Here is a 24058-nt window from a genome sequence, read left to right as displayed (position 1 = left end):
GGCCGAGGGCATGGCCGCCACCGAGAGGCCCGCTTCACGTGCCGCGGCATGCTGCTCGGGGCTGCCGCCGCGCACGGCGATCGGCTGGGTCTGGTGGCGCGCCAGCAGGCTGCGCAGGGCGCCAAAGTCGATCTCGGGGGCCGGGGCATCGGCCTGCGCCGCCTGTTCCTGCAGCAGCGAGAGGTCGATCACCACCGGCTCCTGCTCGAAGAAGTCGGGGGAATCCGCCAGTTGGGCGTCGAGCGCCTCGGCCAGCACGTCGAGGTCGGCTGTCTTGAGGATCACTGCGATCAGCGGCAGCGTGGCGCTCTTGAATTCGAAAACCGCCTTGGTACGAGCGGCGGAAACATCGGCCATTGGAAAACGTCTGTGAACGTCGGTGCGAAAAGCGTTGGAGTCTAACGGGCGCCGGCCAAAGCCCGGTGACCGGCACCGCGTTCACTGACCCCGGACAACAGTTATTGCACGAGGTTTCACTTTGCCCGGGCTCAGGCGTTGCGCGAACGCCCCAGCAGTGCGTAAAGAATGATCGCGCCGAAAGTGGCGGTTCCGATGCCGCCCAGGGCGAAGTCGCCGAACTTCAGCGTGAAGTCGCCGGTGCCGATGATCAGCGTGATCGCGGCCACGATCAGGTTCTTGTTCTGCGAGAAATCGACCTTGTTGTCGACCCAGATCTTGGCGCCCGCGATGGCGATCAGGCCGAACACCACGATGCTCACGCCGCCCATCACCGGCAGCGGAATGGCCTGGATCAGCGCGCCGAACTTGGGGCTGAAGCCCAGCACCAGCGCGATCAGCGCGGCCACCACGAACACCGCCGTCGAGTAGATGCGCGTGGCCGCCATCACGCCGATGTTCTCGGCGTAGGTCGTCACGCCCGTGCCGCCGACGCCGCCGCTGATCACCGTGGCGATGCCGTCGCCGATGAAGGCGCGGCCCATGTACGGGTCGAGGTTGCGGCCGGTCATGGCCGTCACGGCCTTCAGGTGGCCGAGGTTTTCCGCCACCAGGATGATCGCCACGGGCGCGATCAGCAGCATCGCGTTGGCCGTGAACACCGGCGTCGTGAAGGTCGGCAGGCCGAACCAGGCCGCGTTGGCGATGCCGCTCAGGTCGACCGGCTTGCCCAGGCCCATGCCGTTGGTGAGCGCGGCGTAGACCAGCGTGGCCAGGATCAGGCCGATGAGGATCAGCAGGCGCTGCACCATGCCGCGCGTGAACACCGCCACCAAGCCCACGCACAGGAAGGTCACGGCCTGCATCCACGAGTCGAAGTTGTTGGCTGCCATGTTCTTGATCGGGATGCCGGCCAGGTTCAGGCCGATCACCGCCACCACCGCGCCCGTGACCACGGGCGGCATGAAGCGCTCGATCCAGCCCGTGCCGATGGCCTGCACCAGCGCGCCGATGAGGATGTAGACCACCCCGCAGGCCACGATGCCACCCAGCGCCACCGCGATGTTGGCGTTGGCCCCCTTGCCCGCGTAGCCGCTGGCCGCGATCACCACGCCGATGAAGGCGAAGCTCGAGCCCAGGTAGCTCGGAACCTTGCCGCCGGTCACGAAGTAGAAGATGAGCGTGCCGATGCCGCTCATCAGGATCGCGATGTTGGGGTTGAAGCCCATCAGGATCGGCGCGAGCACCGTGGCGCCGAACATGGCGATCACGTGCTGGATGCCCATGGCGCCGGTCTGCAGCCAGGGCAGCCGCTCGTCGGGCGCGATCACGGCGCCGTTGGCCAGTGTGGACACCGGCTTTTCAGTCCAGTTGAACATGTGTTTTCTTCTCCTCGGGTTGGTGTGTGTTGGGGGGTCGACGCGCTCCCTGGGGCGAGATTGTGGTCGATCCACCCCGTGCTGAACACGGGTTCCACCCGCAAGAGGCGTACCAGCGGGAGAAAGAGAACGGGGAGAAGAAAAGGGGGCCGCCGCTCAGCGCGGCTGCAGCACCGCCATGGTGATGCGCGAGACGCAGGTCAGCTCGCCCGCCTCGTTCGTCAGGTCGATCTGCCAGACCTGCGTGGTGCGCCCGCGGTGCACCGGCCGCGCCGTGCCGATGACCCAGCCGCTGGTGGCCGAGCGGATGTGGTTGGCGTTGATGTCCAGGCCCACGGCGCGGTCGCCCTCAGGCGCCGAGTAGTGCGCGCCGCACGAGCCCAGCGTCTCGGCCAGCACCACCGACACGCCGCCGTGCAGGATGCCGTAGGGCTGGCGGGTGCGCTCGTCCACCGGCACGCGGGCGCGGATGAAGTCGTCGCCCACCTCCAGGAACTCGATGCCCAGGGCGGCCACGGCCGTGCCCACGTGGTTGGCGGTCAGCGATTCGACCGAGATGTCTTTCTTCCAGATACGCATTCGTTTTCTCCGTACAGGGTGCCGGGGCACTATAGCGACGACGGCTGACATGGGCAGTCGCCTTTGCGTGCTACCTTGGCCCGATGAGCTCTTCGGTACGGCGCTGGCTTCTCGGCACGGTGGCGGTGGTGCTGCTGGGCATCGGCGCGCTGGCGCTCGTGGTTGCCGCGCGCCTGCCGGACGACGACGAGGTGGCCGCCCGCATCGCCGCCGGCTTCACCGAGCGCTACGGGGTCGAGTTGACGGTCGGCGGCGCCCACTGGTCGCTGTGGCCGGTGCCCGTACTGGCGCTGTCCGAGCTGTCCACCGACCAGCCGCGCCCCATCACCCTGCGCAGCCTGACCGTGCGCCTGCACCTGTGGCCGTTGCTGCTGCACCGCGAGATCTCCATCGACCAGATCGACCTCGATGGACTGGTGCTGCCGCGCGCCTCGGTGCGCGCCTTCCGGGACAAGGGCCCCCGGCCGCAGGAGAGCGAGCGCATCGTCGCGCTGCCCGCGCCCTGGACACTGGCTCCCGTGCCCGTGGAGCGCGTGCGCTGGCGCGACGTGACCTGGATCGACCGCCGCGACATCGCGCTGGCCTACGACGGCGAGGTGGCGTTCGACGCCGACTGGCGCCCGCGCGAACTGCGCCTGGAGCGCGCCGGCGCCGCGTCGCCCGTGCGCCTGCGGCTGGACCGCGAAGGCAGCGAGGACCGCTGGCGCACCCGCATCGACGCCGGCGGCGGCACGTGGAACGGCGTGTCGCGGCTGGAGGTGCTGCCCGAGGGGCGCGGGCTGCGCGTGTCGGCCGAGCTCGACCCGCACCAGGTCGACATCGAGGCGCTGGTGCAGGCCTTCGGTCGCCGCTCGGCGGTGGCTGGCAAGGTTTCGGGCCACACCACGCTGGTGGCCGAGGCCCGCGAGGCCGGAGCGCTGATCCGGGGGCTGCACACCCGCACCACCTTCTCGGTGCAGCCCGCCACGCTGACCCGGCTCGACCTGGCCAAGGCCGTGACCACCGCCGGCATCAGCCGCGGCGGCACCACGGCGCTGGACGAACTCACCGGCACGCTCGACACCCAGGGCACCGAAGACGGCATCGTGATGCGCTACACGAACCTCAAGGCACGCTCGGGCGTGCTCACCGCGAGCGGCAACCTGCGCCTGTTCAACCGCCAGATGCAGGGCGACATCGCGGTGGACCTCGTCGATGGCGTGGTCGGCGTGCCGCTCAAGATCGGCGGCAGCGTGGCCGAGCCCGAGGTGTCGATGACCGGCGGCGCGCTCGCGGGCGCGGCGGTCGGCAGCGCGGTGCTGCCGGGCGTGGGCACGGCCATCGGGGCGCGTGTGGGGCAGCAGGTGGAGAAGCTGCTTGGCGGTGAGGCCGCCAAATCCCCCGAGGCGCCTAGGAAAAAGCCTTGATCACCGCAGGCACCGTCAGCACCGCCGTGTAGTACCCCATGAACTGCACACCGGTGTTGAACCCGATGGCGCGCGACAGCAGCCCGCCCAGCAGGCCCATCGTCAGGATCACCAGCAGGCCGAGCAGTTGCCCTTCCCACACGCTGATGACCACGATCAACCCGACGAAGGTCGCGATGATCGCCTCGTGGCTCACCTTGCGCGAGACGAACAGCGCCGCGCGCCGCGCGAAGTTCATCGTGAACGGATAGGCCACCAGCGCGGCGAGCACCACCGCCAGCATGCCGTAGCCCAGGAACTCCCAGTGGTTCAGCAGGTTGTGCAGGTTGTGCGTCTGGCCCGTGGCCGAGTCGATGGTGAACACCGGCGGTGCATTGAACAGCGGCGCGGCAGGGCCCGCGGCCACCGGGCTCAGCGGCAGGCCGATGGCGATCAGCGGGATCAAGGCTTCGGCGATGTAGGTGGCCTCGGTCACGCCGTTGCGCGCGGCCAGCGTGGTCGTGAGGCGGTGGTACGCATGCTTGATGCGCGAACCGACCAGCTCGCCCAGCACCACCGTCATCGCGACGGGGCTGAACACGAAGGTGGCGCTGGAGATCGTGGCGGTCGCGAAGGTCCACTTCACCTGCTTGCCGTCGAGCACCTTGAACGGATTCGGGAAGTAGCCCGACCAGCCCTTCACGTCGGGCGCCAGCGAGAAGGTGCGGACCTTGTCGCGCTTCATGCGTGCACGCGCCGCCGGCGAGATCACCGAGAACAGGTCGGCCACCAGCGGCCCGATGGCGATGCCCAGGAAGTAGCTGATGCTCAGCTTCACGCCGTACTTGCCGGTGAGCGCCTGCAGCGCCACGATCACCATCACGAAAGGCACCAGCGTGGCCACCGAGGCCCAGCGCCCGCTCGAGAAGTACGCGATGACCACGGCCGCCACCACGAAGATCCACGGCGCCGCCTTGGTGATGGCCGCGCCATAGGGCGCCAGCAGCACCGCGAACAGCACGGCCAGCGGCACCGCGAGGAAGGCCGCGATGATCGCGCCCGACACCATCTTGCGCAGCGCAATGTGCGGCACGCCCAGGTTGCGCAGCACGTTCGCGTCCTGCAGCAGCGGCGTGGCCATGGTGTCGCCCGGAATGCCCAGCAGCGCGGTGGGCACGGCGTGCGTCATGTGCTTGGCGACGGCGGCAGCCAGGAAGAAGGTGAACACGCCTTCGGGCGCCACGCCCAGCAGCACCACCAGCAAGGTGAGCGGTGCGAGCGTGGTGGTCTCGTCGGTGCCCGAGACGAGGCCGATGGCCGCGAACACGATGGCGCCCACGAGGCCCATGCCCGTGGCGACGAGGATCTGGTTGAAAAGTGCGGCGTCGATCACGAGGCGGCTCCTTCGGCGGTCTTCGCAGACTGGGGCTTGTACGACGCGAACAGCTCGTAGATCTCGAGCTCCTTCATCTCGCGCACCACCACCGGCGGCAGGTCTTCCACCGAGCCCAGGCCGCCGTGCTCGGCGGCCAGTTCGGCCAGCACTTCTTCGCGCCAGCGCGGATCGGCTGCGGTGCCTTCGATCACCTCGCGCTTGGGCGTGAAGAGCTTCGCGCAGATGAGCCCCGACACCACGCAGCCGCCCAGGCCCGCGAGCATCGCGTAGGCACGTGCCAGCTCCGGCGTGCCGACCGAGCTCATCAACACGCGGCTCGCCACGAGGTAGCCCGCCAGGCTCACCGCGACGCCGATCGCGATCGACCACGCGAGGTGGCCCAGGTCGGCCGTGTCGCCCCATATCTCCACCAGCCGCCAGCGGGCGGGCGTTGCACTGTCTGCATTCATGTGTGTTGTCTCCGTCTTTGGTGATGTGACGGCCGCTCGCGCGGCCGCCGCGGTGTGGGCCGCGGTCCCTGTTGCGGGCCGCTACGGGCCCTCTCGCCTCGTTGAATTACTTCTTGCGCAGCGCGTCGAGCAGCGCCACGGCGCGGTCGGTGCGCACGTCGTGCTCGGCGGCCATCTGCCTGGCGATGTGGTCGATCTCGTCGCCGGTGGCGCCTGCGACCAGCGCGATGTTGCGGGCGTGCAGCGCCATGTGGCCGCGCTGGATGCCTTCGGTGGCGAGCGCGCGCAAGGCGCCGAGGTTCTGCGCCAGGCCCACGGCGATGGCGACCTCGCCGAGTTCCTGCGCCGACTTCACGTCGAGGATCTTCAGCGCGAGCCGTGCGAGCGGATGCGTCTTCGTCGCGCCGCCTACGAGGCCCACGGGCATCGGCATCTCGATGGTGCCGACCAGCGCGCCGCTCGTGTCTTTCTCCCACGTGGTCAGCGAGGTGTAGCGCCCGCTGCGGCAGGCGTAGGCGTGCGCGCCGGCTTCCACCGCGCGCCAGTCGTTGCCGGTCGCGACGATCACCGGGTCGATGCCGTTCATGATCCCCTTGTTGTGCGTGGCCGCTCGGTAGGGGTCGATGGCCGCGAAGGTGTAGGCGTCGAGCACGCCCTCGACGATCTCTTCGCCGCTGCGCTCGGCGGTCTTGAGCACCGCGGGCGTGAGCCGCACGCGCGCACGCGACAGCCGCAGGTCGGCCAGGTTCGACAGGATGCGCAGGCGCACCGTGCCGCCGGTGAGCTTCTCGACCAGCGGCGACACCGCCTCGGCCATGGTGTTGACCGTGTTCGCGCCCATCGCGTCACGGACGTCGACGATCAGGTGCATCACCACCATCGCGCCGCGCGGCGTGTCGCCGAACACATGCACTTCGATGTCGCGGCAGCCGCCGCCCAGGCCGATCAGCACCTTGTCGCGGCTGTTCGCCACGGCCAGGATCTCGTCGCGTGCGCGCAGCAGCGCCAGCCGCGCACCGTAGGGGTCGGTGATGCCGAGCACCTGCACCTGCGCACGCATCAGCGGCCCGGTGCTCGAGGCCTCGAAGCCGCCGCCTTCGCGCGCCAGCTTGGCCATGAACGATGCGGCGGCGACCACCGAGGGTTCTTCCACCGCCATCGGCACGAGGTAGTCGCGCCCGTTCACGGTGAAGTTGCCGGCCACGCCCAGCGGCAGCTCGAAGGTGCCGATCACGTTCTCGACCATGCCGTTGGCGCGGTCCACGCTCAGCGCGCCGGGTTGCGCGAGCAGCGCCACCTCGTCGTCGGTGAGCGAGGCGGCCTGTGCGATGTGGGCCAGGCGTTGCGCGGGTGTGAGTGCGCGGAAATTGGGAATGCGGGAATCGGCGGCCATCGGTGCGTGTCTCTTCGGAAGGTGAATTCGGGAGCAGGCAATTTAGGCCGGCTGTACCGCCCGCGGAAGGCACAGTTTGGCGGGACAGTGCGGACAGTGGTCCGCGAAAGCAGCCTGCTGTGTCACAGTCTCGGCCCATGACCACGATCGCCGATTCGCTCGCCGACACCCTCGCGCGCCAGATCGCGAGCGGCGCCTACAAGGCCGGCGACAAGCTGCCCTCGCTGCGCGAACTCGCGCAACTGCACGGCTATGCCAAGAACACCGTGGTGGCCGCGTTCGAGCTGCTGGTGTCGCGCGGCCTCGTCGAGCCGCGGCGCGGTTCGGGCTACTTCGTGCTCGCGCAGGCCACGGCGCCCAAGCCGGCCGAGGAAGACGCGGGCAGCCTCGGCCGCGCGATGGACATCGTGTGGCTCATGCGCGAGCAGCTCAAGACGCAGCCCGACGCAGTCGCCGTGGGCGACGGCTTTCCGCCCGTCGAATGGCTCGCCGACGTGCGCCTGGACAAGTACCACCCGAAGGTCGTGCGCACGGGGCTCGGCGCGCTGTTCCGCTACGGCAGCCGCTTCGGCTATGCGCCGCTGCGCGACCACCTCGTGCGCAAGCTGGCCGACTTCGGCATCGGCGCCGAGCCGCGGCAGATCGTGCTCACGCACGGCGCCAACGAGGCGATGGACATCGTCATCCGCTACTTCGTGCCGCCCGGCGGCAAGGTGCTGGTGGACGACCCCGGCTACTACCCGCTGTTCGGCAAGCTCAAGCTCGCGGGCGCGCAGATGCTGGCGGTGCCGCGCCTGGCCGACGGACCTGACCTCGACGTGCTGGAGCAACTGCTCATCGCCGAGCGGCCGCGCCTGTTCTTCACGCAGTCGCTCGCGCACAACCCCACGGGCTCCGACATCTCGCCGGCCAAGGCCTTTCGCGTGCTGCAGCTGGCGCAGAAGTACGACCTGCTGATCGTCGAGAACGACCCGCTGGCGGACTTCAAGCCGACCGCGTTGCCGCGCCTGTCGGCGCTCGACCAGCTGGAACGCACGATCTACATCGGCAGCTTCTCCAAGTCGTTCTCGGCCGCGCTGCGCGTGGGCTTCATCGCCTGCGGGGCCGACCTGGCGAGCGACCTCGCGGACCTGAAGGCGCTGATCCACGTGAGCAGCTCGGAATACAGCGAGCGCACGGTCGACGTGATCCTGAGCGAGGGCCACTACCAGCGCCACCTCAAGCGGCTGCAGCAGCGGCTGGGCGAGGCCACGCGCGACGCGTTGAAGCTGTTCGACGTGGTGGACGCCGAGGTCTTCGCGCGCAGCCCGCAGTCGCTCTACATCTGGGCCGCGCTGCCGGGCGTGGACGACTCGCTGGCCTTCGCGAAGGAGCTGCTGCCGCGCAAGATCGTGATGGCGCCGGGGCGCATCTTCAGCGTCGATTCGACGCAGGTCTCGCGCTGGTCGCGCTTCAATGTCGGCGCCATGGCCGACCCGCGCTTCGCGAAGGCGCTGCGCACCGCGTTGCGGCGGCGCGCAGGCTGATCGAAGAACTGCCCTTCAACCCCGGTGCAGTTCGCGCAGCTGCCGACGGTTGAGCTTGCCCACCGCCGTCTTCGGGATCTCGCTGGCGAAGATCACGCGCTGCGGCTTCTTGTACGAGGCGAGCTGGTCCGCCACATGCGCGATCAGTGCGGCTTCGTCGGCCTGCCGGCCTTCGCGCAGCACCACCACGGCGGTGACGATCTCCACCCACTTCTCGTGCGGCAGGCCGATGACCGCGCACTCGCGCACGGCGGGGTGCGACATCAGCGCGTTTTCGACCTCGCGCGGGTACACGTTGTAGCCGCCGCTGATGATCATGTCGGAGGTGCGGTCCTTCAGGTGCAGGAAGCCGCGCGCGTCGAACACGCCCACGTCGCGCGTGCGCACCCAGCCGCCTTCGACGAAGGTCTCGGCGTTGAGTCCGGCCGCGTTGTGGTACCCCGATACCGCCGAGGGCGCGCGCACCGCGATCTCGCCCGGCGTACCGGGCGGCACGTCGTTCCCGGCCTCGTCGATCAGCCGCAGCTCGACATCGATCGCCGGCTGGCCGCAGGCGTCGAGCAGTTCGTCGGTGTGGTCTTCGGGCCGCAGCACCGCGAGGCACAGCGGTACCTCGGTCTGGCCGTAGTACTGCCAGAAGCGGTGCCGGCCCCACGCCGCCATCGCGCGCTGGATCACCGCGCGCGGCATCGGCGAGGCGCCGTAGATCACGTAGCGCAGCGCGGCCACGTCGGTGCGCGCGAGGTCGGGGTGCTCGAACAGCATCTGCAGCATCGTCGGCACCAGGTTGATCGCGGTGATGCGCTCGGCCTGCAGCGTGCGCAGGAAGGCGCCGGGCTCGAAGCCCGGCAGGATCACCGTGCGGCCGCCGCGCAGCCAGAAGGGCAGCACGAACACGCCGCTCGCATGGATCAGCGAAGCCGCGTGCAGCATCGCGTCGTCGGCGGTGGTGGGCAGCAGGTTCAGCAGCACGTTGCGGCAGATGGCCGCGTACGAGGCCTGCGTGTGCTGCGCGGCCTTCAGCGTGCCGGTGGTGCCCGAGGTGAAGAGCGTGAGCACCACGTCGTCGTGCGCGGGCTCGAAGGCGGGCGCCTGCGCGGGGCACGAGGCGGCCTGCGCGAGCAGGTCGGCGGCGCCGTCGAGCGCCGCACCCAGGCCCATGCAGGACAGGCCCGCCACGGCCTCGCGCAGGGCCGACGCGCGCTCGGCGAGGTCGGGGCCGAACACGAGGTGCGTGCAGCCGGTGTCCGCGACCATGCGCGCATGCTCGGCCAGCGAGAGCCGCGCGTTCAGCGGCACGCGGTTGATGCCGGCCTTCACGCAGGCGAAGTCCAGCGGCACGCTGTGCAAGCCGTTGTTCAGCAGCAGCGCCACGCGCGTGCGCGGCGCTGCGCCGGCCGCATGCAGCGCATGGGCGAGCCGGCTGCTGAGCTGATCGACCTCGGTGAAGGTCATCGATTGCTCGCCGTAGACGATGGCGGTGCGCGGGCCGTGCTGCAGGGCGCCGCGGCGGATCAGTTCAAGGTAGGTCGGGCCGCGGGCGGGCGAGGGCGAATGCAAGGCGTGTCTCCTGGTGGTTTGTGCATGGATGCGTAGGGGGGAACGTGGTGGGCTTCAAGCCAGGGACACCGCAGAACCGGCTTTGCCGGGCTGCAGGCGTCGCTCCCGGTAGGGGGAAGGAGAAGCGACACGAAGTGCGCGAAGCCTGGGGGCGAGCTCTAGCGCTTGAATTCGCCGTGGCGGCCCGCACCGCCGGCAAAGCGCGCGGCACCCGCTTCGCCTTCGGCCGCGACGATCGGCACGCCCTGCGCGCCTTCGCGGCGCAGCGCCTCGGCCAGCGGCAGGTCCCATTGCTCGAAGGCGGAGCGGCGGTCGGCCAGCATGCATTGCTGCGGAAAGGCGGCGATCTGCCGCGCCAGTTCCTGCGCCGCGGCCAGCGCGCCGCCCGGTGGCGTGGTGCGGTTCACCAGGCCCATCGCCAGCGCCTCGGGCGCGCCGACCGGGCGGCCCGTGAGGATCAGGTCGAGCGCGCGCCCCATGCCCACGAGGCGCGGCAGCCGCACGGTGCCGCCGTCGATCAGCGGCACGCCCCAGCGGCGGCAGAACACGCCGAACACCGCGTCCTCGTCGGCCACGCGCAGGTCGGCCAGCAGCGCGAGTTCGAGCCCGCCCGCGACCGCGTAGCCGTTCACCGCCGCGATCAGCGGCTTGGACAGCGCCATGCGCGTCGGGCCCATCGGGCCGGCGCCGCCGCCGTCGGGGTCGAGCTCGTTGCGGCGCGCCGGATCGCTGACGGCGCCCAGGTCCGCGCCCGCGCAGAAATGGCCACCCGCGCCCGTCAGCACGGCCACGCGCAGCGCGTCGTCGGCCTCGAAGCGTTGGAAGGCCGCGCGCAGCTCGGCGGCCACGGCGCCGTCCACCGCATTGCGTTTGTCGGGGCGGTTCAGCGTGAGCGTGCAGACGGGGCCGTCCACCTCCCAGGTCACGAAGGGCGTGGTCATGTGCGGGGTCCTTCCGAAGAAAAATTGCAGGGATCAGTCGGTTTCTGGCATCCTAGGAAACATTTCTTTATTTCGCAAACATGGACAAGGTGTGTAATGTTTCCGTGGCGCTGCCGAGCGCGCCGGAGCTGATCCTCGACCTGCTGGTGGCCGACGGCGGCACGTTGAGTTCGCAGGCGCTGTGCCGTGCGGGCGCGCTCATGGGCATCGGCGAGACCACGCTGCGCGTGGGGCTCACGCGGCTTGCGGCCGAAGGCAAGATCGCGCGCGGCGAGCGCGGCAGCTACAGCCTCAACCGCGCAGGGCCGGCGCTGTCGCGCGCGGTCGGCGACTGGCGGCACAAGCGCGCGCAGGCCGTCGCGTGGAAGGGCGATTGGCTGGCGGTGCACGATGCCGGCGTGGCGCGCGCCGACAAGACTGGGTGGCGCCGCCACAGCCTGGCGCTGTCGCTGCGCGGCTTCGCAGCACTGCGCCCGGGCCTGCAGATCCGGCCCGACAACCTCGCGGGCGGGCTCGCGGCCGAGCGCGCGCAGCTCGAGGCGCTGGGCCTGTCGACCGATGCACTGGTGTTCCGTCTCGCCGACCTCGACCCCACCGCGCAGACCACTGCGCGCACGCTGTGGAACGTGCGCGCGCTCGCCGACGACTGCCGCCGTCTGCAGGCCGGCTTGGAGCGCGGCGAGCAGCGGCTGCACACGGAGCCGCTGGAGGTGGCGGTGCGCGAGTCGCTGCTGCTGGGGCGCGCCGTGATCGCGCACCTGGTGCGCGACCCGCTGTTGCCCGCCGAGCTGATGCCGCCCGCGCCGCGCACCGCGCTGCGCGCGGCCGCGCGGCGCTACCAGGATCAGGCGCGCAAGCTCTGGCGCCAGTGGCTGGCGTTGCCCGCTGCCTGACGCGGCTTCAGAGGAGGCGGATCACGCCCGCGTCGTCGGACGCACGCGCATGCAGCCGCGCCACCTCCGCCGCGCGTCGCGTCAGCACGGCGCGCTGGTTGATGTAGCCCTTGTCGGTGATCTCGCCCGCATCGAGGCTGGGCGGCTCGGCCAGCACCAGCGCGCAGGCCGGGCATTGCGAAGTGCCCGCGCCCTCGTCGCGCAGGGCGCGCAGCACGGCGGCGATGCGTTCGTCCAGCGCACCGGGCGCGAGCGCGGCGCCCTGCGGACTCGCGAACACCAGCAGGCCGATCTCGTCGCGGTCGTGCCCGGTGAGCACGAGGTCCTGCACGTGCGGCGCGAGCATCGACACCAGCTTCACGCGCAACGTGCCCACCGACACCCAGGTGCCGGTCGAGAGCTTGAAGTCTTCCGCCACGCGGCCGTCGAAGATCACGCCGCGCGCGGGCTCCCGCGGGTCGGCGAGAAAGCCCGCGTCGCCGATGCGGTAGTAGCCTTCGGCATCGAAGGCCTCGGCGGTCTCGCGCGGTGCGTCGCGGTAGCCGGGGAACACCGAGACGCCCTTGACGCGCATCTCCAGCTTCTGGCCGTTGGGCACGAACTTCAGCTCCAGCCCCGGCAGCGGCGCGCCGATGCAGCCGGCGCCGTCGAGCTGCCAGTGCGCCGACGTGATCGCGGGCGAGGTCTCGGTCGCGCCCCACGAGGTCGTGAGCCACAGCGGCCGCGCGGGCCGCACGCGACGGGCCACGGCCTCGAGCCGCTGCCAGGTCGAGGGCGCGAGCGCCGCCGCCGCGTAGAAGGCCAGCCGCAGACGCGAGAGCACCTCGGCGGCGAGCGCGTCGTCGGCTTCGAGAAAGGGCAGCAGCATGTCGAAGCCGCGCGGCACGTTGAACAGCAGCGTGGGCTTCACTTCGCGCAGGTTGCGCACGGTCTTCTCGATCAGGCCCGGCGCAGGGCGGCCCTCGTCGATGTAGAGCGCGCCGCCGTGACACAGCACCATGTGCAGGTTGTGGTTGCCGCCGAAGGTGTGGCTCCATGGGAGCCAGTCGACGAGCACGGGTCTCTCTTGCTCGAGGAAGCGCCAGGTCTGCGCCATCATCTGCTGGTTGGCGCACAGCATGCGGTGCGTGTTGATCACCACCTTGGGCTTGCCGGTGGAGCCCGAGGTCAGCAGGTACTTGGCGTGCGTGTCGGGGCCCACGGCCGCGAAGGCCTGCATCACGGCGGGCGTTTCCTTCGTCGCGAGCAATCGATCGAACGCCATCGCACCGGGATGCGCTTCGGCGTTGCGGCTGAACACCGTGACCGCCTCGATGCCGCAGCCTGCGAGCGAAGCGCCGTACACCTTCGCGTCGGATGCGTAGATCAGCGCCGGCTGCAGCGCCTGCAGCATGCCGTGCAGCCGCGACGGGTCCTTCGTCATGCGCGAGTACGCACTCGACAGCGAGCACGTCGTGCGGCCGATGTGCATCGCCGCGAGCATCAGCACGGCATGGTCGATGGCGTTGTCCGAGAGGATCACGACCGGGCGGCCCGCCGGCAGGTTCAGGTCGAGCAGGCCCTGCGCCACCGCACCGACGGCTTCGCGCAGCGCACGGTAGTCGAGCCTGCGCCAGCCTTCGCCCGTCTCGTCGCGCTCGGCCAACGCCAGCGCGTCGGGCGTCTCGCGCGCCCAGCGCTCGATCCATTCGCCGATGCAGCGCGCATAGGGCTGCAGCACCGTCGGCGAGCGCAGCACGAACGAGCCGTCGTCGAAGTCGATGCGGACTGTGCGGGGTGGGGCGATCTGGTTGTCGTCGAGCAGGAAGTCGGTCATGGCGGGTTCGTTCACACCTTCTTAGTCCAGCTTGCCCGTTTCGGCCTTGGCGCGAATCAGGTTCAACAGCAGGGTGTCGCGTGCGGCTTCGAGATCGGCCGTGTGGCGCGAGCCAAGGGCTTCGGCCACGCCTTGCACCACCTGTTGCTTCAACTCGGAAGTCATCGAAGGCGCACCGAGATCCTTCCACCAGTCCTCGATCGGACCGCCCAGGTGCGCCAGCAGATGTTCGATGCCGCCTGCGCCACCCGAGAGATGCAGGTTCATGAACGGCCCCATCACCGCCCAGCGCAGGCCGGGGCCGTGCGCGATGGCAGTGTCGATGTCGGCCACGCTCGCCACGCCTTCGTTGACGAGGTGGAAGGCCTCGCGCCACAGGGCCGCCTGCAGCCGGTTCGCGATGTGGCCCTTGACCTCGCGCTTCACGTGGATCGGTCGCTTGCCGATGGCGGCATAGAAGGCCATCGTGCGTGCGATGACCTCGGCGGAGGTCTGCTCGCCACCGATCACCTCGACCAGCGGAATCAGGTGCGGCGGGTTGAACGGATGCCCCAGCACCACGCGCTGCGGATGCGCGCAGCCCGACTGCACGCCGCTGATCGCCAGGCCCGACGAGCTCGACGCGAGGATCGTCTCCGGCGGCGCCGCCGCGTCCATGCGGCGGAACAGGTCGATCTTGAAATCCATGCGCTCGGGGCCGTTCTCCTGCACGAAGTCGGCCACGGCCACCGCGTCTTCCAGGCTGTCGTGAAAGCGCAGCCGGTCCACCGAGGCGCCTTCGGCCAGGCCGAAGCGCTCCAGCGTGGGCCAGTGCTTCGCCACGGCCGCGCGCAGCCGTTCTTCCGCGCTAGGCGACGGGTCGGTCGCGTTCACATCCAGGCCCTGCGCGAGGAAGTACGCGGCCCAGCTCGCGCCGATCACGCCGGTGCCGACGACGGCGACGCGCTTCACGTGGGTGGTGTGAGTGGTGTCAGTGCTCATGATTGCTTCCACCGCGCGCAGCGGCTCTCGGCCCGCGTGGTCCATGCGGCCTCGCCGCGGATCGGCTCGACCACCTTGTAGTAGTCCCACGGCTCCTTCGATTCGGCGGGCGTCTTCACCTGCATGAGGTGCATGTCGTGCACCATCAGGCCGTCGTCGCGCAGCCAGCCGTCCTTCACGAACATGTCGTTGAACCTGGTCTTGCGCAGCTGCGCCATCACCTTGTCGGCATCGTCGCTGCCCGCGGCCTTCACGGCCTGCAGGTACTGCAGCGCGGCCGAGTAGTCGCCGGCATGGAAGGAGGAGGGCATGCGCTTGTGCTTGTCGAAGAAGCGGCGCGCCCAGGCGCGCGACTCGGGGCTCTGGTTCCAGTACCAGCTGTCGGTGAGGTACATGCCCTGCGAGGCCTTCAGGCCCAGCGCATGCACGTCGTTGATGGTGATGATCATGCCCGCGAGTTTCATGTTCTTCGCAATGCCGAACTCCGCCGCCGACTTGATCGCGTTGACGGTGTCGCCGCCCGCGTTGGCCAGCGCCAGCACCTGCGCCTTCGAGCTTTGCGCCTGCAGCATGAACGACGAGAAGTCGCTCGCGCCCAGCGGGTGCTTGACCGAGCCCGCCACCGTGCCGCCGGCGGCCTGCACGGTCTTGGTGGCGTCGGCCTGCAGCGCCGCGCCGAAGGCGTAGTCGGCCGCCACGAAGTACCAGCTCTTGCCGCCGGCCTTGACCACCGCGCTCGCGGTGCCGCGCGCCATCGCCACCGTGTCGTAGGCGTAGTGCACCGTGTAGGGCGAGCAGTACTCGTTGGTGAGGCTCGAGGCGCCGGAGCCCACCACGAAGTACGGCTTCTTCTTGTCGGCCGCCACGCCCGCCATCGCGATGGCCGCGCCCGAGTTCACGCCGCCGACCAGCATGTCGACCTTCTGCACGTCGAACCATTCGCGCGCCTTGGCGGCCGCGATGTCGGGCTTGTTCTGGTGGTCGGCGGTGACCAGCTCGATCTTCTTGCCGTTGATGGCGCCGCCCATGTCGGCGATGGCCATGCGGATGGCTTCCGCGCCGGCCGGACCGTCGTAGTCGCGGTAGATGCCCGACATGTCGCTGATGAATCCGATGCGGATGGTGTCGTCGGACACCTGGGCGAAGGCGCCCGATGCAAAGAGGGTGCCCAGCGCGAGGGCCAGGGCGGTGCGGGATGTGGTCATGTGGCTTGTCTCCGTTCGTTGTCGTTGTGTCGTCCTGCTCAGCCCAGCGCGAACTCGGGCCGTGGGCCGCCCACGCGCGGCAGGCCCATGATCTGCCGCGCCTCGGCGGGCGTGGCCACTTCCATGTCGAGTTCGCGGATCACGCGCACGATGCGCTCGGTGAGCTGCACGTTGGTGGCCAGCTCGCCGTGGCGGAAGTAGAGGTTGTCTTCCAGGCCCACGCGCGCATGGCCGCCCAAGAGCAGTGCGGCCACGTTGGCCTCCAGCTGCGACATGCCGATGCCGCTCACGCCGAAGATCGCGCCCTTGGGCAGCGTGTCGACCATCATCTGCAGGTTGCGCGGCGAGTAGGGCATCGCGTTCTGGAAGTTGCGGTGCACGTTCATCACGAGGTTGATGAAGTACGGCTCGTCGTCGTGGCCTTCCTCGATCAGCGTGGTCGTGTCCTGCAGGATGTGCGTGGGGCTGAACACTTCCCACTCGGGCTTGATGCCGCGCGCCTTCATGCCGGCGGCCAGCTCGCGCCCGCGCGTGAGGGGCGTGTCCATCAGGATCTGCTTGCCCTCGAAGCTCAGGTTGAGCGTGGTGGCGTCCAGCGTGCACATCTCGGCGCCGGCGTCCATGCCCTTGATGCGCTCCTCCCACGCGATCTCCCAGCGATCGCCGGCCAGCGGCTTGACCATGTCGCCGTGCACGCCGCCGCCGGTGGAGTTGTTGAGCACGATGTCGCTGCCCAGCGCGCGGATGCGGCTGTTGATGTCGCGGTACACCTCCGCGTTGCAGGTGGCGCCGTCGTCGGGGCGGCGCGCATGGATGGCGACCACGCTGGCGCCGGCGTTCCAGCAGCGCAGCACGTCGGCCGCGATCTCGGCGGGCTGGGTGGGCAGGTGGGGGTTCTGGGACTTGTGGGCCATGCCGCCGGTGGGGGCGATGGTCACGATCACTTTGCGCTTCGACATGGCGGATGCTTTCGGAAGTCTTTCGTGGAGGGCGCGCCATTATTTTTTCGGGGCTCCGCCGCACTCAGTCATCGCGATGACATTCGGGGGCAGGGTTTACGCGGCGCCAGGCGCTAAAGTCGTCGGTGCGCCATCACGCGCATCAGGAGCACCCTCAATGAAACTACGCCTTCTCGTGCTGGCCGCCGCGGCCGCGTTCACCGCCCTCGGCGCCGCCGCCCAACCCGCGGGCCCGGGCACCTGCGACGCCAAGCGCGAAGCCATCGGCCGCGACATCGAGATGGCGAAATCGAAGGGCCAGAAGCAACGCGTGCGCGGCCTCGAAACGGCGCTGGCCGAAGTGAACCGCAACTGCACCGACGCCAAACTGGCGGCCGAGCACGCACGGCGCATCCGCGACCAGGAGCGCAAGGTGGCGCAGCGCGAGCGCGACCTGCGCGAGGCGCAGGAGAAGGGCCGGGCCAGCAAGATCGCCGACCGCGAGAAGAAGCTGCGCGACGCGCAGGAAGAGCTGCAGCACCTCAAGGGCGCGCACTGAGCGAGCCTGCAGCCAACGACATGCCCGTGACGAAGCCGGCCCCTCCCGCAGCCTCCCAGACCATTGCCCAGCTGCTGCAGGGCTCCGCCTGGTTCCCGCGGCTCGACGTGAGCGCGGGCGAGCGCGTGCTCGACGAGATGCGCGAGGTCGAGGTGGCCGCAGGCGCCGCGCTGTGCCGCTGCGGCGACACGCCACTGCACTGGTACGGCACCATCGAAGGCCTGCTCAAGTGGTGCGTGACCTCGCCCGACGGGCGCTCCGTCACGCTGGGCGGCCTGTCGGCTGGCAGCTGGTTCGGCGAGGGCACGCTGCTGCGCGGCGTGCCGCGCACGGCCGACATCATCGCCCTGCGGCCCAGTCGCGTGGCGCTGATGCCATTGGAGACCTTCGCATGGCTGCGCGCCACGCACCGCAGCTTCGACGACTTCCTGCTGCGCCAGATCAACGAGCGCATGCACTGGTTCCTCGGCAACTTCACCGCGCACCATCTGCTGGACACCGACAGCCAGGTCGCGCGCGCGCTCGCGGGCCTGTTCCACGAGTGGCTGCATCCCGGCAGCGACCCGCACCTGCAGGTGTCGCAGGAAGAGATCGCCAACCTCTCGGGCCTGTCGCGCCAGCGCTGCAATGCGGCGCTGCGGCGGCTGGCGTCGGCCGGCCTGCTGCGCATCGAGTATGGCGGCATCACCGTGACCGACCTCGACGGGCTGCGCCGCCGCCTCGACGGATGAGTGGATGAAGAGGCCGCACGCGGCGGCCTTCATCGCGTCTTCAGCGCTTGTGGTGCGACGCCGCCAGCTCGTACACCGGCGTGTCGATGCCTTCCATGCGGGCCTTCAGCTGCAGCGCCAGGAACTGCGAGTAATGGCGCGACTGGTGCAGGTTGCCGCCGTGGAACCACAGGTTCTGCACCTGCGTGGGCTTCCACATGTTGCGCAGCTCACCTTCCCACGGCCCCGGGTCCTTCGGCGTGTCGGAGCCCAGGCCCCAGCACTTGCCGACCTTGTCGGCAGCCTCGGGCGAGATCAGGTCGGCCAGCCAGCCGTTCATCGAGCCGTAGCCCGTGGCGTACACCAGCAGGTCGGCCGGCAGCTCGGTGCCGTCGGTGAGCGTGACCGAGCGCGCGTTCACGTGCTCGATGTTCACGCCGCTCTTGAGGTGGATGCTGCCGTTGGCCACCAGCTCCGAGGCGCCCACGTCGATGTAGTAGCCCGAGCCGCGCCGCAGGTACTTCATGAACAGGCCCGAGCCGTCCACGCCGAAGTCGAGCAGGAAGCCGGCCTTCTCCAGCCGCGCGTAGAGGTCGGCGTCGCGCTTCTTCATCTCCTCGTACACGGGGATGTGGAAGGTGTGCATGATCTTGTAGGGCACCGAGGCGAAGATCAGGTCGCCCTTGTGGTGGTCGATGCCGCTCTTCACCGCCTGCTCCGAATACAATCCGCCCAGCGCCAGTTCCATCAGCGACTGCGAGGGCGCGATGTGCGTGGAAGAGCGCTGCACCATCGTCACGTCCGCACCGTGCTCCCACAGCGCCGCGCAGATGTCGTGCGCCGAGTTGTTCGAGCCCAGCACCACGCACTTCTTGCCCGCGTAGGCCTCGGGCCCGGGGTGCTGGCTGGAGTGGTGCTGGTCGCCCAGGAAGTCTTCGGCGCCCGCCACCTTCGGCACGTTCGGGTAGCCCGACACGCCGAGCGCGAACACCAGCTGTTTCGGGCGCAGCGTCACCGGTTGGCCCTCGCGCTCCACCTGCACTTCCCAGCGCTGCGTGGCTTCGTCGAAGCGTGCCTTCTTCGCGGTGGTGGAGCTCCAGTAGTTGAGCTCCATGATCTTCGTGTACATCTCCAGCCAGTCGCCGATCTTGTCCTTGGGCGCGAACACCGGCCAGTCGTCCGGGAAGGGCATGTAGGGCAGGTGGTCGTACCAGACCGGGTCGTGCAGGCACAGCGACTTGTAGCGCTTGCGCCAGGAGTCGCCGGCCTTGGCGTTGCGCTCCACGATGATCGTGGGCACGCCAAGGCGCCGCAGCCGCGCGCCGAGCGCGATGCCGCCCTGGCCGCCGCCGATGACCACCACCTCGGGCTGCTCGGTGTAGCCCAGCGCGGCTTCCTCGTCGCGGCGTTTCTCGAGCCAGTTCTTGCGGCCCTTGTGCACGCCGTGCTCCGCGCCCTTGATGCGGTTGTCGCCCGTCTTCTCCTCGAAGCCCTTGAGCTCGGTCATGGTGGTGAGCAGGGTCCAGGCCTTGCCACCGCGAAGGCGCAGGTGGCCGCGCCCGCGCGCCACGCGCGTCTCGAAGGTGAACCACGCATCGACCACGCCGTCGGCCTCGGCCGCCTCGCCCTCGAGCGCGAAGGCCGTGGGCTGCGTGTCGGCCAGCCGGGCCTGCAGCATGGCGCGGATGGCCTCGGGGCCTTCCTGCGTGCGGATGTTCCAGGTGAAGGCGACGAGGTCGCGCCAGTAGCTGTCGGCTTCGAACAGCGCGACGCTCGCGTCGATGTCGCCGCGGGCGAGCGCGGCGGCGAAGTCGGCAAGCCATTGGGTTGCGGCGCGGGTCGGGCCGGTGGTCGGGTCTGTCATTGAATGTCTCCGTAGCGTCGTTGATGAATGCGCGACGAGGCGCGGCGTTCATTGCGCAGCTTCCGTGCCGCGCGCGGTGCGACGAAGAATCAAGGACTTGGCGGCGGTTTTGTCGCAGGCGCCTGTCGCTGTCTCACGGGGGCTGAGACGAGACATGAGAATTTGAACGACGTATAAAATTGAACGTCGTCCAAATTCAAGGGCCCGCACCGTGACAGAACCCGACCTCCCCGGCCGCCGCGAACGCCGGCGCACCCAGACGCTCGACCACGTCGCGTCCACCGCCATGCGCCTGTTCGAGGCGCAGGGCTACGACGCCACCACCATGGAGCAGATCGCGCAGCAGTCGGACGTGGCCAAGGGCACGCTCTACAACCACTTCCCGACCAAGGAGGCGATCCTGGCGCACTGGGTGCACCTCGAACTCGCGGCCGACACGCAGCGCCTGCACGAGGCCATCGACCCCAAGGCCGGCTTCACGGCGCAGCTCGCCGGCCTGCTCGATGCCTCGGCCGAATGGTCCGAGCGCTACCGGGCCTACCTGCTCGACTACTTCCGCTTTCGCTTCCTCAACATCGAGAGCGAACTCGGCGGCGGCGACCGCAGTGCGCCGCGCGACCTGTCGGGCCTGTTCGAGGCGCTCATCGCCGCCGGCCAGCAGGCCGGCACGCTGCGCGCCGACGTGCCGGCCGCGCACCTCGCGGGCTTGTTGCACCACCTGTACTTCGGCGCGCTGATGCGCTGGCTCACGCTGCCCGGCCTCGTGCTGCGCGACGAGTTCGCCGTGGTCGTCGACCTCTTCGTCGGCGGCGCGCGCACGGCGCCCAAAACCTCTGCAAGGAGACGCGTCCCATGAAATTCGCCGTGCTCACCTATGGCACCGAGGGCGACGCCCGTCCGCTCGCCGCGCTGTGCCGCGCACTCGACGACGCCGGCCACGCGTCGGTGCTGCTCGCGGACACGACCACGCTCGGCGCGGTCGAACGGCTCGGCGTGCGCACGCAGGCGCTGGCCGGCGACATCCGGCAGGCGCTCGGCGGCGTCATCGCGCAGGGCGACAAGCCGGCCGCCGCCGCCAAAGCGCTCGCCGACATCGCCAACGCCAACGCCACGCCGTGGCTGCGCCAGACCATCGAGACCGCGCAGGGCTGCGACGCCGTCGTCTGCGCGGGGCTCGCGGCCTTCGTGGGCCTGTCGGCGGCCGAGGCCCTGGGCGTGCCCGCCATCGGCGCGGGCATGTTCCCGCTCACGCCGACGGCGGCCTTCGCCTCGCCCTTCCTGCCGCCCGCGCGCGTGCCGCGCTTCCTGAACCGCGCGAGCCATCACCTCGTCAACGGGCTCCTCTGGCGCGCCTTCCGGCCGGCCGTGAATGCCGCGCGCGCCGAGGTCTGCGGCCTGCCGCCACGGCGGCGCCTGTGGACCACGCACCCCGTGCTCTACGGCTATTCGCCGAGCCTGCTGCCGCGTCCGGCCGACTGGCCCGCCAATGCTGCCGTGTGCGGCCAGTGGCTCGCCCCCGCGCCCGACTGGGAGCCGCCGCAGTCGCTGCGCGACTTCCTCGCGGCCGGCGAGGCGCCGGTCTACATCGGCTTCGGCAGCATGACGGGCTTCGACAAGGCGCGCCTGCTCGCGGCCCTCGTCGAGGGCATGGCTGGCCGGCGCGCGGTGCTGCATCCGGGATGGAGCGGCCTCGACGTGCAGCAACTGCCGTCGAACTTCCATGTCATCGGCGATACGCCGCACGACTGGCTGTTTCCGCGGATGGCGCTGGTGGTGCACCACGGTGGCTCGGGCACCAGCCACTCGGCCGCGCGCGCGGGTGTGCCGTCGGTGGTCGTGCCGTTCGCGGGCGACCAGGCGTTCTGGGCGCACCACCTCGCGCAGGCGGGCGTGGCACCGCCGGCCGTGGCGGGTGGCCGGTTCGGTGCCGACGACCTCGCGCGTGGCATCGCCTTCGCGCACGACCCGCAGGTGCGCGCGCGGGCCCGGGCGCTGGGCGACCGCATGCGCGCGGAAGACGGCCTGGGCACGGCCGTGCGCGCCATCGAGCAGATCCTGAGTCGTTAGCAGGCTACCCGCGCTGCGGTGCCACGATGCCGAAGCGCTGCATGCGGCGGTAGGCGGTGGCGCGGCTGATGCCGAGTTCCTGCGCGGCGCGCGCCACATGCCAGCGGTGGCGCTGCAGAGCGTCGAGCAGGCGCACGGTGTCGGCGCTGTCGTCACTGTCTGCCGATGCAGGCGTGGCGTCGCGGTGATCGGGCGCCGATCGATGCGGCGCCAGGCGCAGGTCTTCGGGCGTGATGCTGGTGCCCGTGCACAGCGCCAACGCCAACCGCAGCACATTGCGCAACTCCCGCAGGTTGCCCGGCCAGTCGTGCGCCATCAGCCGCTGCATGGCCGCTTCCGAGAGCCGTGCGGTCGATTCCGTCGCCGCAGCCTCTTCGTGGAACATCGCCTCGATCAGGTAGCGCCGGTCACCCCGTGCGCGCAGCGGCGGCAGCTGCAGCACCGCGCCGCACAGCCGGTAGTACAGGTCCTCGCGGAAACGCCCGGCCGCGACCAGTGACCACAGGTCGCGGTGCGTGGCCGCCACCACCGCCAGGTCCACGCGCTGCGGCGACTCGGCGCCCAGCGGCAGCACCTCGCCCTCGGACAGCACGCGCAACAGCCGCGTCTGCAGCGCCATCGGCATGTCGCCGATCTCGTCGAGGAAGAGCGTGCCGCGGTCGGCCTGCGCGATCAACCCCTTCATGCCCTTGGCGCGGCCACCCGTGAAGCTGCCGGGCGTGTAGCCGAAGAGCTCGCTCTCGATCAGCGAATCGGGAATGGCCGCGCAGTTCACGGCCACGAAGGGCAGGGCGGCGCGGCGGCTCGCGCCGTGCAGCGCGCGCGCCAGCACCTCCTTGCCGCTGCCGGTCTCGCCCTCGATCAGCACGTGGATGCCACGATCGACCAGCCGGCGCGCTTGCGCAAGCAGCTTCTGCATCGCCGGATCGTCGTCGCCCGCGATGCGCGCCAGCGGCGGCAGGCGGTCTGAAGGACGAGGGGTTGTCTGCGTCGGCGTTGCAACGCGCCGCACGCGCGGCGCGATCAGCGAGGCGTGGTATTCGCCGCCGCCCGGCAGCAGCACCGTGTGCGCGAAGGGCATGGCCGACGCGGCGCTGTTGCCCAGGCGCCAGATCGCGTCCATCGGCAGGTGCAGCAGCTCCGACACCGAACCGCCGTGCAGCAGCGGCTGCCCGGCGAAGACCTGCCGCGCGCCGCCGTTGGCACCCGCCAACGTGCCGCTGTCGTCGAAGGCCAGCATCACCTCGCCCGCCACATCGACCAGCCCGAAGGCGCTGCCCAGCCGCAGGATCCAGTGGCCGCGAAAGTGCCGCAGGAAGTCGGCGTCCTCGATCATCCGCGCGTAGATCGACACCAGGTGCCGCACCAGGTGCTGGCTCTCGCGCGCCTCGGGCGAGCGCAGCGCCGACACGTCGAGGATGGCCGTCAGCTTGCCGCCGTGGTCGAACAGCGGCGCCGTCGTGCAGGTGAGCGCGATGTGCGTGGCGTCGAAGTGCTCGGTCTGGTGGCAGGTCAGCGGCTGGCGCTCGACCAGGCAGGTGCCCACGCCGCAGGTGCCCGCGTGCGCCTCGTTCCAGTCGGCGCCCAGGTACAGGCCGGCCCGGCGCAGCTGGTCGTCCCAGGCCGGGTTGCCGATGTAGTCGACCGTGATGCCCTCGGCGTCGGTCAGCAGCACCATGTAGCCCAGGTCGGCCACGCGGCGGTAGATGTCTTCCATGCCCGCGCGCGCGGCGCGCAAGAAGTGCTCGAGCTGCTGCTGGTGCGCGCGCACCTCCTGCGCCGGCAGAATGCGCGCGGGCGTCGGCCGCGACGGATCGAGCCCGTGATCGCGCACGCAGCGCGCCCACGACTTGTGCACCAGGCTCGCCGCCGGATCGGCCAGCAGCGCGCCGCCGGTGGCGATCGAATAGACGTTGTCGATGTGACGCGATTGCAGGGACGTCATGCGCAGCCTCGCTGGAATGATGGAGCGCGGCCATCATTCGGCTGTCGCACTGTCGCAGGACAGAGGTGAAACCCGG

General features: G+C 70.2%; 21 protein-coding genes. 7 read left to right on the top strand and 14 right to left on the bottom strand.

The features are described from left to right. The 3 genes from D3H34_RS12675 to D3H34_RS12665 form a co-directional block, all read right to left on the bottom strand. Nucleotides 1–357: septum site-determining protein MinC (locus D3H34_RS12675; RefSeq protein WP_491047149.1), on the bottom strand; the 357-nt coding region annotated here is incomplete at its 3' end. Between the two features lie 131 nt (nucleotides 358–488). After that, nucleotides 489–1775: a solute carrier family 23 protein gene (locus tag D3H34_RS12670; protein ID WP_119553806.1), complete on the bottom strand. Its 1287-nt coding sequence runs from the start codon at nucleotides 1773–1775 to the stop codon at nucleotides 489–491. Nucleotides 1776–1931: 156 nt separating this feature from the next. Next, complete coding sequence (locus D3H34_RS12665; protein WP_056574715.1) at nucleotides 1932–2354, bottom strand: hotdog fold thioesterase; 423 nt, start codon at nucleotides 2352–2354, stop codon at nucleotides 1932–1934. A gap of 83 nt (nucleotides 2355–2437) precedes the next feature. Between D3H34_RS12665 and D3H34_RS12660 the strand changes: the two genes are divergently transcribed. Beyond that, on the top strand, nucleotides 2438–3760 hold the full coding sequence (locus tag D3H34_RS12660; RefSeq protein ID WP_119553805.1) for an AsmA family protein: 1323 nt from the start codon (nucleotides 2438–2440) through the stop codon (nucleotides 3758–3760). Here the strand turns inward: D3H34_RS12660 and D3H34_RS12655 are convergent. The 3 genes from D3H34_RS12655 to D3H34_RS12645 form a co-directional block, all read right to left on the bottom strand. Next, nucleotides 3744–5087: a tripartite tricarboxylate transporter permease gene (locus tag D3H34_RS12655; protein WP_119553813.1), complete on the bottom strand. Its 1344-nt coding sequence runs from the start codon at nucleotides 5085–5087 to the stop codon at nucleotides 3744–3746. The genes D3H34_RS12660 and D3H34_RS12655 overlap by 17 nt on opposite strands. A gap of 41 nt (nucleotides 5088–5128) precedes the next feature. Beyond that, nucleotides 5129–5584 carry a hypothetical protein gene (locus D3H34_RS12650; RefSeq protein WP_119553804.1) on the bottom strand — a complete coding sequence of 152 codons (456 nt, stop codon included), beginning with the start codon at nucleotides 5582–5584 and terminating at the stop codon, nucleotides 5129–5131. A gap of 106 nt (nucleotides 5585–5690) precedes the next feature. Continuing rightward, the gene (locus tag D3H34_RS12645) at nucleotides 5691–6977 is read right to left on the bottom strand and encodes a hydroxymethylglutaryl-CoA reductase, degradative (RefSeq protein ID WP_119553803.1); all 1287 of its coding nucleotides are present in this window, start codon (nucleotides 6975–6977) and stop codon (nucleotides 5691–5693) included. A 137-nt stretch (nucleotides 6978–7114) separates the two neighbouring features. On the opposite strand from D3H34_RS12645, the gene D3H34_RS12640 reads away from it, so the two are divergent. Next, on the top strand, nucleotides 7115–8503 hold the full coding sequence (locus D3H34_RS12640; RefSeq protein ID WP_119553802.1) for an aminotransferase-like domain-containing protein: 1389 nt from the start codon (nucleotides 7115–7117) through the stop codon (nucleotides 8501–8503). 15 nt (nucleotides 8504–8518) lie between these two features. Here the strand turns inward: D3H34_RS12640 and D3H34_RS12635 are convergent, their stop codons facing one another. Next, nucleotides 8519–10063, bottom strand: a complete 1545-nt coding sequence (locus tag D3H34_RS12635) for a class I adenylate-forming enzyme family protein (protein WP_119553801.1) — start codon at nucleotides 10061–10063, stop codon at nucleotides 8519–8521. Between the two features lie 158 nt (nucleotides 10064–10221). Then, nucleotides 10222–11004, bottom strand: a complete 783-nt coding sequence (locus D3H34_RS12630) for a crotonase/enoyl-CoA hydratase family protein (protein ID WP_119553800.1) — start codon at nucleotides 11002–11004, stop codon at nucleotides 10222–10224. A gap of 80 nt (nucleotides 11005–11084) precedes the next feature. Here D3H34_RS12630 and D3H34_RS12625 point away from each other — a divergent pair, with 80 nt between their 5' ends. Then, a complete protein-coding gene (locus D3H34_RS12625) occupies nucleotides 11085–11897 on the top strand; it encodes a PaaX family transcriptional regulator (RefSeq protein ID WP_119553799.1) in 813 nt (270 codons plus the stop codon). A gap of 7 nt (nucleotides 11898–11904) precedes the next feature. On the opposite strand, the gene D3H34_RS12620 is transcribed toward D3H34_RS12625, so the two are convergent. The 4 genes from D3H34_RS12620 to D3H34_RS12605 are packed head-to-tail and all read right to left on the bottom strand — an operon-like array spanning nucleotide 11905 to nucleotide 16858. Continuing rightward, entirely contained in the window at nucleotides 11905–13713 is a 1809-nt protein-coding gene (locus D3H34_RS12620; RefSeq protein ID WP_119553798.1) for a feruloyl-CoA synthase, read from the bottom strand. Between the two features lie 21 nt (nucleotides 13714–13734). Beyond that, nucleotides 13735–14694, bottom strand: coding sequence for a 3-hydroxyacyl-CoA dehydrogenase NAD-binding domain-containing protein (locus tag D3H34_RS12615; RefSeq protein WP_119553797.1), 960 nt, complete (start codon nucleotides 14692–14694; stop codon nucleotides 13735–13737). After that, entirely contained in the window at nucleotides 14691–15899 is a 1209-nt protein-coding gene (locus tag D3H34_RS12610) for an ABC transporter substrate-binding protein (RefSeq protein ID WP_119553796.1), read from the bottom strand. Before D3H34_RS12610 ends, D3H34_RS12615 begins: the two co-directional genes overlap by 4 nt. Before the next feature lie 38 nt (nucleotides 15900–15937). Beyond that, nucleotides 15938–16858 (bottom strand): beta-keto acid cleavage family enzyme, encoded by a 921-nt coding sequence (locus tag D3H34_RS12605; RefSeq protein WP_119553795.1) that lies wholly within the window; start codon nucleotides 16856–16858, stop codon nucleotides 15938–15940. A 157-nt stretch (nucleotides 16859–17015) separates the two neighbouring features. On the opposite strand from D3H34_RS12605, the gene D3H34_RS12600 reads away from it, so the two are divergent. Both D3H34_RS12600 and D3H34_RS12595 read left to right on the top strand, forming a co-directional pair. Continuing rightward, complete coding sequence (locus tag D3H34_RS12600) at nucleotides 17016–17396, top strand: DUF1090 domain-containing protein (RefSeq protein WP_167481184.1); 381 nt, start codon at nucleotides 17016–17018, stop codon at nucleotides 17394–17396. 20 nt (nucleotides 17397–17416) lie between these two features. Continuing rightward, nucleotides 17417–18127 (top strand): Crp/Fnr family transcriptional regulator, encoded by a 711-nt coding sequence (locus D3H34_RS12595; protein WP_119553793.1) that lies wholly within the window; start codon nucleotides 17417–17419, stop codon nucleotides 18125–18127. Between the two features lie 40 nt (nucleotides 18128–18167). Here the strand turns inward: D3H34_RS12595 and D3H34_RS12590 are convergent, their stop codons facing one another. After that, nucleotides 18168–19970 carry an NAD(P)/FAD-dependent oxidoreductase gene (locus D3H34_RS12590; RefSeq protein ID WP_119553792.1) on the bottom strand — a complete coding sequence of 601 codons (1803 nt, stop codon included), beginning with the start codon at nucleotides 19968–19970 and terminating at the stop codon, nucleotides 18168–18170. Between the two features lie 211 nt (nucleotides 19971–20181). Between D3H34_RS12590 and D3H34_RS12585 the strand changes: the two genes are divergently transcribed. Further along, entirely contained in the window at nucleotides 20182–20826 is a 645-nt protein-coding gene (locus D3H34_RS12585; protein ID WP_286185667.1) for a TetR/AcrR family transcriptional regulator, read from the top strand. Next, nucleotides 20823–22037, top strand: a complete 1215-nt coding sequence (locus D3H34_RS12580) for a glycosyltransferase (protein ID WP_119553791.1) — start codon at nucleotides 20823–20825, stop codon at nucleotides 22035–22037. Before D3H34_RS12585 ends, D3H34_RS12580 begins: the two co-directional genes overlap by 4 nt. Nucleotides 22038–22041: 4 nt before the next feature. Here the strand turns inward: D3H34_RS12580 and D3H34_RS12575 are convergent, their stop codons facing one another. Next, complete coding sequence (locus tag D3H34_RS12575) at nucleotides 22042–23982, bottom strand: sigma-54-dependent Fis family transcriptional regulator (protein ID WP_119553790.1); 1941 nt, start codon at nucleotides 23980–23982, stop codon at nucleotides 22042–22044. Between the last annotated feature and the right edge of the window lie 76 nt (nucleotides 23983–24058).

The sequence above is a fragment of the Acidovorax cavernicola genome (assembly GCF_003581445.1).
This window is presented reverse-complemented; position numbering and strand designations above follow the sequence as displayed.

Bases quoted from the DNA above. Each gene is read 5' to 3' on its own strand.
- D3H34_RS12615 (WP_119553797.1), bottom strand. From the start codon at position 14,694: ATGAGCACTGACACCACTCACACCACCCACGTGAAGCGCGTCGCCGTC.
- D3H34_RS12575 (WP_119553790.1), bottom strand. From the start codon at position 23,982: ATGACGTCCCTGCAATCGCGTCACATCGACAACGTCTATTCGATCGCC.
- D3H34_RS12610 (WP_119553796.1), bottom strand. From the start codon at position 15,899: ATGACCACATCCCGCACCGCCCTGGCCCTCGCGCTGGGCACCCTCTTT.
- D3H34_RS12655 (WP_119553813.1), bottom strand. From the start codon at position 5,087: ATGGGCCTCGTGGGCGCCATCGTGTTCGCGGCCATCGGCCTCGTCTCG.
- D3H34_RS12595 (WP_119553793.1), top strand. From the start codon at position 17,417: ATGCCCGTGACGAAGCCGGCCCCTCCCGCAGCCTCCCAGACCATTGCC.
- D3H34_RS12660 (WP_119553805.1), top strand. From the start codon at position 2,438: ATGAGCTCTTCGGTACGGCGCTGGCTTCTCGGCACGGTGGCGGTGGTG.
- D3H34_RS12605 (WP_119553795.1), bottom strand. From the start codon at position 16,858: ATGTCGAAGCGCAAAGTGATCGTGACCATCGCCCCCACCGGCGGCATG.
- D3H34_RS12600 (WP_167481184.1), top strand. From the start codon at position 17,016: ATGAAACTACGCCTTCTCGTGCTGGCCGCCGCGGCCGCGTTCACCGCC.
- D3H34_RS12640 (WP_119553802.1), top strand. From the start codon at position 7,115: ATGACCACGATCGCCGATTCGCTCGCCGACACCCTCGCGCGCCAGATC.
- D3H34_RS12580 (WP_119553791.1), top strand. From the start codon at position 20,823: ATGAAATTCGCCGTGCTCACCTATGGCACCGAGGGCGACGCCCGTCCG.
- D3H34_RS12630 (WP_119553800.1), bottom strand. From the start codon at position 11,004: ATGACCACGCCCTTCGTGACCTGGGAGGTGGACGGCCCCGTCTGCACG.
- D3H34_RS12665 (WP_056574715.1), bottom strand. From the start codon at position 2,354: ATGCGTATCTGGAAGAAAGACATCTCGGTCGAATCGCTGACCGCCAAC.
- D3H34_RS12590 (WP_119553792.1), bottom strand. From the start codon at position 19,970: ATGACAGACCCGACCACCGGCCCGACCCGCGCCGCAACCCAATGGCTT.
- D3H34_RS12620 (WP_119553798.1), bottom strand. From the start codon at position 13,713: ATGACCGACTTCCTGCTCGACGACAACCAGATCGCCCCACCCCGCACA.
- D3H34_RS12650 (WP_119553804.1), bottom strand. From the start codon at position 5,584: ATGAATGCAGACAGTGCAACGCCCGCCCGCTGGCGGCTGGTGGAGATA.
- D3H34_RS12670 (WP_119553806.1), bottom strand. From the start codon at position 1,775: ATGTTCAACTGGACTGAAAAGCCGGTGTCCACACTGGCCAACGGCGCC.
- D3H34_RS12645 (WP_119553803.1), bottom strand. From the start codon at position 6,977: ATGGCCGCCGATTCCCGCATTCCCAATTTCCGCGCACTCACACCCGCG.
- D3H34_RS12625 (WP_119553799.1), top strand. From the start codon at position 11,085: ATGGACAAGGTGTGTAATGTTTCCGTGGCGCTGCCGAGCGCGCCGGAG.